Origin of the sequence: Micromonospora sp. NPDC049089, from assembly GCF_040648775.1 — a bacterium.
Taxonomy (GTDB): Bacteria; Actinomycetota; Actinomycetes; order Mycobacteriales; family Micromonosporaceae; genus Micromonospora.
This window is the reverse complement of record NZ_JBEZEH010000253.1, coordinates 1-9,047: the sequence shown is the minus strand read 5'-3', so window position 1 is coordinate 9,047 and position 9,047 is coordinate 1. Positions and strand designations below refer to the sequence as shown.

Annotated in this window: 10 protein-coding genes; 6 read left to right on the top strand and 4 right to left on the bottom strand. The window is 70.4% G+C overall.

All coding sequences use genetic code 11. The annotated features are described in order from the left end of the window. Positions 1-37: 37 nt before the first annotated feature. Positions 38-1,084 (bottom strand): LCP family protein, encoded by a 1,047-nt coding sequence (locus tag AB0B48_RS29750; RefSeq protein ID WP_357207252.1) that lies wholly within the window; start codon positions 1,082-1,084, stop codon positions 38-40. Between the two features lie 188 nt (positions 1,085-1,272). Here AB0B48_RS29750 and AB0B48_RS29745 point away from each other — a divergent pair, with 188 nt between their 5' ends. From AB0B48_RS29745 to AB0B48_RS29720, 6 genes are all read left to right on the top strand, one after another. Then, complete coding sequence (locus AB0B48_RS29745; RefSeq protein WP_357207250.1) at positions 1,273-1,422, top strand: peptidase; 150 nt, start codon at positions 1,273-1,275, stop codon at positions 1,420-1,422. Further along, positions 1,419-1,961 (top strand): hypothetical protein, encoded by a 543-nt coding sequence (locus AB0B48_RS29740; protein ID WP_355006645.1) that lies wholly within the window; start codon positions 1,419-1,421, stop codon positions 1,959-1,961. The genes AB0B48_RS29745 and AB0B48_RS29740 overlap by 4 nt, the downstream gene beginning before the upstream one ends. Further along, on the top strand, positions 1,951-3,504 hold the full coding sequence (locus AB0B48_RS29735; RefSeq protein ID WP_357207248.1) for a glycosyltransferase family 2 protein: 1,554 nt from the start codon (positions 1,951-1,953) through the stop codon (positions 3,502-3,504). The genes AB0B48_RS29740 and AB0B48_RS29735 overlap by 11 nt, the downstream gene beginning before the upstream one ends. A gap of 6 nt (positions 3,505-3,510) precedes the next feature. Next, the gene (locus tag AB0B48_RS29730) at positions 3,511-4,374 is read left to right on the top strand and encodes a choice-of-anchor P family protein (RefSeq protein ID WP_357207246.1); all 864 of its coding nucleotides are present in this window, start codon (positions 3,511-3,513) and stop codon (positions 4,372-4,374) included. A gap of 6 nt (positions 4,375-4,380) precedes the next feature. Then, positions 4,381-5,541 (top strand): UDP-N-acetylglucosamine 2-epimerase (non-hydrolyzing), encoded by a 1,161-nt coding sequence (gene wecB, locus AB0B48_RS29725; protein WP_357207244.1) that lies wholly within the window; start codon positions 4,381-4,383, stop codon positions 5,539-5,541. Positions 5,542-5,668: 127 nt separating this feature from the next. Then, positions 5,669-7,138 carry an acyltransferase gene (locus AB0B48_RS29720; protein ID WP_357207242.1) on the top strand — a complete coding sequence of 490 codons (1,470 nt, stop codon included), beginning with the start codon at positions 5,669-5,671 and terminating at the stop codon, positions 7,136-7,138. A 65-nt stretch (positions 7,139-7,203) separates the two neighbouring features. On the opposite strand, the gene AB0B48_RS29715 is transcribed toward AB0B48_RS29720, so the two are convergent. The 3 genes from AB0B48_RS29715 to AB0B48_RS29705 all read right to left on the bottom strand — a co-directional run bounded on the left by AB0B48_RS29715 (position 7,204) and on the right by AB0B48_RS29705 (position 8,807). Then, entirely contained in the window at positions 7,204-8,406 is a 1,203-nt protein-coding gene (locus tag AB0B48_RS29715; protein WP_357207239.1) for a putative sulfate exporter family transporter, read from the bottom strand. Continuing rightward, on the bottom strand, positions 8,406-8,552 hold the full coding sequence (locus tag AB0B48_RS29710; protein WP_357207237.1) for a hypothetical protein: 147 nt from the start codon (positions 8,550-8,552) through the stop codon (positions 8,406-8,408). Before AB0B48_RS29710 ends, AB0B48_RS29715 begins: the two co-directional genes overlap by 1 nt. Positions 8,553-8,726: 174 nt before the next feature. Beyond that, positions 8,727-8,807 (bottom strand): putative leader peptide, encoded by an 81-nt coding sequence (locus AB0B48_RS29705; protein ID WP_355006783.1) that lies wholly within the window; start codon positions 8,805-8,807, stop codon positions 8,727-8,729. Positions 8,808-9,047: the final 240 nt, after the last annotated feature.

Below are 9,047 nucleotides of genomic sequence, written 5' to 3'. Positions count from 1 at the left end.
TCCTGGGGACCTCTCACCCGCCGACTTTTCCTCGTGCTCAGTTAACCGGCGGCGCCTGCGGGTTGGCCGCGACCCACTGCGCCACCCGGTCCTCGCGCAGTGCGGCGAAGAGCGCCGGGGCCCGGGCCTCGTCCAGCCGCACCGCGGACCCGGCCGGGGTCTGCAGGTTCGCGTCACTGAACGGGACGGTGACGAACTGGACGGTCTCCGGCTTCACCTTGCGCAGCACGAGGGCGAGGTCGGTGAGGTTCAGGTCGCGGTCGACGACAAGCGATTCGGCAGCGGTGGTGAGCACCCGGTCGAGGCGGGTCGGGCTGGTGAGCAGATCTGTCGCGGTGACCCGCTCGGCCAGGGCGCGTACCACGAGCTGCTGGTCGTGGATGCGGCCGAAGTCTCCGCCGGGCACGCCGTGCCGCTGCCGCATCAGGTCGTCGGCCGCCCTGCCGTCCAGGTCGTGGCAGCCGGCGGGCCAGGTGGTGCCGGTGTCCGAGGACTTGACGGTGTACGGCAGGCACACGTTGATCCCCTCCACCGCGTCCACCAGCTTGCGGACGGCGGCGAAGTTGGCCACCAGCACGCCGTCGAGTGGTAGCCCGGTGAGCTTGGCGACCGTCTCGGCGGCCAGGGCGGCCCCGCCGAACGCGAACGCAGCGTTGATCTTGTTGGGGCCGCCGGCCCAGGTCTGCCCCGCCGCGGGCACGTCGACGTAACTGTCCCGGGGGATGGAGACGACGGTGGCCGCCTCTCGCGCGGCGTTGACGTGCACCAGCATGATGGTGTCCGACCGCTGCCCGAGGTAGAGGGCCTGGTCCGGCTCGCCGTCGCGGGAGTCCGACCCGAGCAGCAGCAGATTGAGCGGCCCCGACTCCCACCTGCGGTCGTCGTGGGTGCCCTGGCCGAGGATGTCCTCGCGCTGGACCCGGCCCTCGTACCGGTGCTTCAGGCCGAAGCCGACGGTGACGAGGCCGGCGCAGAGTACGCCGAACATCAGGAGCAGGGCGAGGCCCGCCTTCTTCCACCCGGCCATCGCCCGCCACCTCGACGGCGCCGGCGTGGCCGTGCGTCCGGGGATACCGGTCACCATCTTGACCACCTCTGCACGAACTATCGGGACGCTGAACCTGTTGTGTGGCAAGGGATGCAACCGCTCGGGACACGTGCCTGCCACACTCATGAAGCATTTAATCACTCTTTAGGGTTTCTATGCCGCTTTATCCTCTTTGCCCGATTTGGCGGTGCCATTCTGGCCTTCGAGTTAGCGAGGGAGTTGGCATGTACGGAGTACCCACCAAGGGGCCACACATCGGAGGTGGCCTTGCCGCCACCGGGGTTGCCGTTCAGTCCTGGTTGCTGGTCGGCGTCGGGCTGGTAGTGCTGGGTATGGCACTGTGGCTCGTCGCCATGTTGGGCCGCGAGCGATGACAGGTTCCCGACGCGGGTCGTGGCTGCGCGCCAGCGCAGGTGGCCTGATCGGAGTCGCCGCCGCCGTCGCCATGCTCTGGCGGTGGCACGACATCGCCAGCGCGGAGGCGTGGCTGAACGCCCATCTCGTCAACGCCGTCGGGTTGGCGGACACCAAATCCATCGGCGCGGCCGTGATCTTCCCACTGGACGAGCGCTGGGTCGGCTTCATGGTCTCCAGCGGCTGCTCGGTCGCGATGTTGCTGATCCCGCCGATCGTGCTCGCGTCGACGTTGATCGGGTTCCGCCGCATCTCCCTGACGCGTGGACTCAACGCCCTGGCGATGGCCGTCGCGCTGCTGGTCACGGTGAACCAGATCCGACTCGGCGCGGTGGTGGTCTCGATGCAGACCTGGGGCTTCAAACTGGGCTACGAACGCAGCCACGTGCTGATCGGCTCGGTGATCACGACCGCCGGTCTGATCGCCGTCACGATCCTCTTCGTGGTCCTGGTCAGCCGGACCAAGCGGATCTCCGGGACGGTCGCCGGTGTCCACTGAGACGCAGTCGCTCGCCCTGCTCAACACCGCGGCGTTCCTGCTGTGCGTCAGCTTCTGCGCGTACGTGCTGAGCATCCTGGTGTTCCACCTGAAGAGCGGACGTAGTCGGGGCGGCAGCCCGGACGGCTTCGACTGGCACATCATCGTGCCGTGCCGCAACGAGGCGTCGGTCATCGGCGACACCGTGCGGCGTCTGCTCTGCGACTTCCCGCAGGCGACCGTCTGGTGCGTCGACGACGCGTCCGACGACGGCACGCTGGCCGAACTGGCGGCCTTCACCGACCAACCGCGGGTGCACGTGATCCAGCGTCAGCTACCGGACGCGCGACAGGGCAAGGGCGCCGCGCTCAACGCCGCCTGGCGACGCATCGATCAGTCGTTGCCCGCCAACGCGGACCGCAGTCGGGTGATCGTCGGGGTCCTGGACGCGGACAGCCGACTCGATCCCCAGGGTCCGGTGGCCCTCTCCGGCCGTCAGTACTTCGGCTCGGCGCAGGTCGGGGCGGTCCAGGTGGAGGTGCGGATGCTCCAGTGCGCGCCGCGCCGGTACGCAGAGCCGACCGAGGTCAGTCGCTGGGGACGGCTGCTGATCCGGCTCCAGGACATGGAGTTTCGCGCCCCGATCGCCGCCATGCAGTCGCTGCGGCGACGCACCGGCAGCGTGGCGATGGGCGGCAACGGGCAGTTCACCCGGCTGTCCCTGCTCAACGAGATCGCCGACCAGCACGGCACACCGTGGCACGGCGCCCTCCTTGAGGACTTCGAGCTGGGCCTGCACATCCTGCTGGCCGGGGGTCGCACCGAGTACTGCCCGGAGAGCTGGGTGGCCCAGGAGGCGCTGACCCGGATCCGCCCGCTGGTGCGGCAACGCACCCGCTGGGCCCAGGGGTCGATGCAGTGTGGCCGCTACCTCGGCAGGGTGCTGCGCTCGCCACGAATCCGCAACTCGGCCACCCTGGAGATCGCCCACTTCCTGGCCGCACCGTGGACCCAACTGCTCGGCACGCCGATCTACATCGCCTGCCTGGTGGTGATGTCCTACTACATCGACAACACGATGGGTGGACTGCGCGGCTGGTGGAGCAGTGGCGGCTGGGGCGTACCCCCGTTGGTGCTCGTCTTCGGCATCGGACCCTTCGCCCTGTGGGGCATCGTCTACCGGATCCGTTGTGAGCCGCAGCTGTCGATTCCCAAGGCCTTGCTGCTCGGCGCCTGCCACTGGCTGTACAGCTACGCCCAGTCAGTGGCGGTCTGGCTGGCCTTCGCCCGCATGGTGACGGCCCGCACGGACTGGCAGAAGACCGCCCGCGCCTCCGATCCGCAGCCGGCCCCGGCTCGGGCCGTGGGTCGAGTGGCCGTCGGCCAGACGGCCGTGGGCCGGGCCGCCGTGCCGGCCCAGCCGCGCCGGGCCCAACCGGCACGCCGGTCGGGCCGCAACGACGGGCCACGGTCGATCCGACCGCCCCGGCACCTGAGCCACCTCGAACACCTCACCACCACCCCCACCACAGACCGCCCCGCAATCGCCCACATCAGAAAGTAGACATCTATGCCACGAGTTAGATCCGGTCTCGCCCGCACCGCCGCGGTGCTGGCCGGTGGTCTCGCCATGGTCGTCCTGGCGGCCTCCCCGGCGATGGCCGACACCTCCCAGTCCTCCGCCTCGGCGCTTCAGATCAGCCTGCTCGGTGGTGGCCTCGCCAGCTCCGGCACGGCGTCGGCCACCAACGACGGCACCACCGAGTCGATCTCCGGTAACCAGAATCCCCCGCTGGCCGTGCTCGGCGCGCAGACCGTCATCACCGCCGGGGTGCTCGCCCAGAACGTCCGGGCCTTCAACGACGGAACCTCGGCGGCCTGCGCCGGCGTGCTCGGCACCGGCGGCTCGATCACCATCGGTCCCGGCGGGTCGTGCCTCGTCACGCCCGGCGCGGCGGTGACGCTGACCCTCGGTACCAGTGGCCTCGCCTCGATCTCGCTCGTCGCCGACGCCATCTACTCGTCGTGCACCGCCACCAGCAGCCCGTCGGCGACCGGCACCGCGACCCTGGCCAACGCCCGGATCGTCTCGACGCTGCTGGGAGTCGAGACGACGCTGCTCAACCTTCCGATCAACCCGGCGCCGAACACCGGGCTGAGCATCCCGGGGCTGATCGACCTGACCCTCAACGGCCAGTCCACCTCGGGCGTCGGTCAGCTCACCGTCAATGCGCTGAACCTGACGGCGCTCGGTGGAGCGCTGGCCGGGGTCAGCATCGGCACGTCGAGCTGTGGCGCCAACGCGGTCGCTCCCCCCATTCCGGTGATCCCGCTCGCCGGGGCACCGCTCGCGCTCGGCCTCGGCGCACTCGTGGCCGGCACCACCGGCGGGTTCTCGCTCTACCGGCGTCGCCGCGCGGCTGCCAGGAGCTGACCCGACATGTGTGCGAGCAGCTCGACACCGCGAGAGGTCCTGATCCTCGCCGGCACCAGGCCGGAAGGAGTGAAGACCGCGCCTCTGATCCACCGTCTCCTCGATGATCCGAGGTTCACGGTACGGGTGGCGGATACCGGTCAACAGCCGGGACGCGTCGCCGAGGCACTCGCTCCGTTCGGTCTCCGCCCGGAGGTGAGTCTGCGCCCGCAACGGCGTACCGGCTCGCTCGCCGAACTGGCGGCGGCACTGATCACGGGCATCGACGAGCTGCTCACACACCACCGTCCAGCGGCGGTCGTGGTGCAAGGGGACACCACGACCGCCCTGGCCGGCGGGACTGCCGCGTTCTGGCGGCACGTCCCGGTCGTCCACCTGGAGGCCGGACTGCGGACCAACGACCTGGACCGGCCGTTCCCGGAGGAGGCCAACCGGGCCATGCTCGCCCGTATCGCCGCACTGCACCTGGCACCAACACAGGCGGCCCGGGCGAACCTCATCGGCGAGGGCATTCGCTCCAGCGCGATCGTGGTGACCGGCAACACCGTCGTGGACGCCCTGCACGACCTGGTCGAGCGCGGCATGGCCCAGGCACCGGAATGGGTCGACCCGGCCCGCAAGCTCGTCGTGGCCACCGTGCACCGACGGGAGAACTGGGGCCACGGGGTGACGGCCACTGTGGATGGACTCCGTCGCCTGGCGCAGGCGTGCCCCGATGCCCAGATCGTTATGGTCGCCCATCCGAACCCGCAGCTCAGCGCGGAGGTCACCGCGGGCCTCGCGGGCGTGACGAACGCCCGGGTCACGCCACCACTGCCGTATCCACAGATGGTCGGGCTGCTGCGGACGGCCGACCTGGTCGTCACCGACTCGGGCGGGCTCCAGGAGGAGGCCGCCACCCTGGGGGTGCCGTTGTTGGTCACCAGGGAGACCACGGAACGTCCGGAGGCCCTGACTCCGGGCCGCGGCGAGTTGGTGGGCACCGATCCCGAACGGCTCCTGTCGGCCGGGCTCCGCCACCTCGCCAGTGGGCGGACCGCCGTCGTAGGGTCGCCGTTCGGTGACGGGCGGGCGAGTGACCGCTCTGTCGTTGCCCTGGCGGGGCTGCTGAACGTACCGGCCCGTCGGGTCGTGCAGCGTCGCCGCACCGCCGCCGCCGTCAGCTGACGTCGGCTGATCCGGACAATCAACCAAAATTCCGGACAAACCTCCTCCATCCACTGATAATTGGCACATCGATCGGCAGCGCTCCGATCCGTCGGTCCAACAGTTCAGTGATCAGAGGAGTCGTCAGGTGCAGGCGAAGTTGAACGGGCAGCGTTCCGCGACGCTGCAGGGCAGATACTCTGCCCAGCACAACGCCTTCGGCGTCCTTCGCCTGGCGATGGCGTGTGGCGTGATCATCGCGCACGCCGGCCCGCTCGGCTTCGGCCAGCACAACCTCGGCGCGGCCACCTTCGGCCGGCAGAGCGACCTCGGCACCCTGTGCCTGTACGGATTCTTCCTGATCTCGGGCTTCCTCATCACCGACAGCGCGCTGCGCTCCACGCTGCGCCAGTACGTCCGCGCCCGCCTACTGCGGGTCTTCCCCGGGTTGTGGGCCTGCCTGCTGGTCACCGCGTTCGTCTTCGCGCCGCTGGCCGCGCTGTACGAGAACGGCAACCTCGACGGGTTCTGGGGGCACCCGGAGGGGCCCTTCGACTACGTCACGACGAACTTCCTCGCCTCGATGGAGCAGTTCCCCATCTCCGGGTTGCTGGCCGACACCCCGTACGGCCTGATCGTCGGCGGGCCGAGCGCGTTCGACGGTTCACTGTGGACGCTGCGGTACGACCTGGCCTTCTACGGGATCGTCGGCATCCTGGTGGTGACCTCGGTGCTGCACCGGGCACCTCGCGCGGTGCTCGTCCTCACCGCCGTCTGTTACGCCCTGGTCCTGCGCGACTTCTTCACGGCGCCGACCTGGAGCTCGCGTCCGCCGCAACACGGCGCGATCGGGCCGTTCCCGCTGCTCGGCGCGTTCGCCGCCGACTGGACGCTGATGCTCGGCTTCCTGTTCCTGCTCGGTGCCGCCGCCCGCCTGTACGCGCACCGGATCCCGATGACCAGGGAGCTGGCCGTGCTGGCCGGCGTCGCGTTGGCCGGCTCACTGTGGCTGGGCGGGTTCTTCGCGGTGGGCCTGCCGGCGTTCGCCTACCTGGTGCTCTTCGCCGCCGTCGCGCTGCCGAAGCGGCTGTCCGCAATCAGCCGCCGGCACGACTACACGTACGGCATCTACATCTACGGCTTCCCGGTGCAGCAGATGATCGCCCTGCTCGGCGGGGCCCGGTTCGGGATGCTCGGCTACATCGTGCTGAGCCTGCTCGGTGCCCTCCTGTTCGCCGTCCTCTCCTGGCATCTGGTGGAACGGCCCGCCCTCGGGTTCAAGACCGGCAGCGGACGCGCACGGCACCGGCGCGCGGGCCGCACCGCCAGCCCGCACGCCGTGCCGATCCCCAACCCGGTGAGCGTCAAGGGAGCCGAGGCGCGCGCCGGCCGGCACAAGGCGGGTGCCCGGCACAGCCGGTCGTCGAAGAACGCCCCCGCCACGGCAGCCACCCCGCGCCGCGCCAAGCGGCTCACCGGAACGGCGTCGTCGTTCCTGGCGGTGCCCGTACGGACCAGGAAGGACCTTCCGTTCGACCCGGTGAAGACGCCCACCTCGCACGCTCGGTCGGGTCGGTCACACCGCGCGCCGACCACCTCGACGACACCGCCCCGCTGACCACGCTGGGGCCGGAGCCCGGCTGGCTCCGGCCCCAGCACCGTCCGCAGGGGCGACCGGCTGACTCAGGCCGAGAAGTTCCGGAACAGCAGGGACGCCAGGGCGAGCGCCAACGCCAGGTTGAACACTGTGGCACTGGCGAACACCGCCACCGGTCGCCAACCCGCCTCCCGCAGCGACGCGACCCGGACCTCCAGGCCGATGCTGACGAAGGCCAGGATCAGGAACCACACGCGCAGGTCGTTGACGATGGCGATGGTGGCCTTGCCGTCCGCGCCAGCGGCGTCGAGGTACCAGGTGGCGATGACCGAGGCCGCGATGAAGCCGAGGACGAACTTCGGAAACCGCGTCCACAGCTCACCGAGGCCCGGTCGGGCCGCGCCGGGCCGCCGTTCCACCCGCAGTGTGAAGTGCGCGGTGAGCGCGACCGCCACCACACCCATCAGGGCATTCTGGGTGACCTTGACGATGCTGGCGATCTGGAGCGCCTCCTCACCGGCGAGCGCTCCCGCCGCGGTGACCGCCGCCGTGGTGTCGATGTTGCCACCGATCCAGGCGCCGGCCACCGCGTCGGAGAGCCCGAACACGTCGGCCAACCAGGGCAGGACGAAGATGGACGGCAACGCGAAGACGATGACCAGACTCGCCGTGTAGGCCAACTGCTCGCGGCGCGCCCGCACGGCGCCGGCGGCGGCGATCGCCGCGCTGACCCCGCAGATCGACACCGCCGACGCGAGCAGCGCCCGCAGCTTGTCGTCGAGGCCGAACCTGCCGGCCAACCACCAGGTGAACAGGAACACCCCGCTGATCAGCAGAATCGCCTGGGCGATCGCCGGGCCGGCCGCGCTGGCGATGACGGCCAGGTTGATCGACGCCCCGAGCAGCACCAGACCGGTCTTGATGAAGAACTCGGTCCGGAACGCGGCGGCGATCCGGTCCCGCCACCCGAGCAGCGTGACGGCGACGTTGCCGAGCAGGCCGAGCAGGATCGCGTACACCGGGTACTCGATCGCCGCTCCGATGTCCTCGACGGTGGTGCCCTCGGCCCAGGCCGGGACGTTCTGCTCCAGGTAGCGGGTGAGCGCGGCGAGACCGACCACGATCAGCAGGCCGAGCACTGTCCACGCCCAGAACGCCCCGTCACGCGCCACATCTGTCGGCTCGGCGGGATCGGCTGTGGTCGACGACGTGTCGCGCTCGCTCTCGGTGGGCGGGTCGTCGGCGGAGGTGCCGGGCTCGTTGCCGGTGCGGGTCGCGTCGGCGGTCATCAGGGCACCAGCCCGGCGGGGATGGCACCGAGCAGGACCAGGGCAAGCAGGGCCAGGCCGAGGATGGTAGCCGCCCAGTCCTCGTTGAAAGCGAGCCGGGAATCTCCGGCGGTCTCCGGACTGGGCGGTGACGGATCGGTGGTCATGACGTACCTCCAGGAATGGCCCGATCCGGCCGTGGCGGGATCGGTTGAGGGCGAGCAAGGCAGGCGGGCCCCGGTGACCGCGCGAAGGCCGCCGGGCCGGTTGGACCACGGGGCGGCGCGTGATTCGGCAGCGGGGCCAGAGGAAGGGTGCGGGTGGTGCCAGCCGGTCGGTGGTCAGCGACCCGGACAGAGCTCGGAGGCGACCCGCATCAGGTCAACGGCCCGACGCGAGGTGAGGAACGGACCATCCGGCATTGGCCCATTTTCCTATCGACTCGATAGGAATTCAAGACCGTGAGCGAGATTCCTCGCCAGCCGTCGACGGCAAGTCGAGCTGGGCAACCACCCGCAGCAGGCCGGGGCCCCGACGAACCAACCCAGAGGGGCCGGAGCCATCGCCGGCCGGCGGTGTCGGCGGGTGCCAGGTCGCGGGCGATGAGCAGGTACGGATGGCCAGGGTCCGGAACGCCCGGCATCGGCTGCCCCAGGCACGCC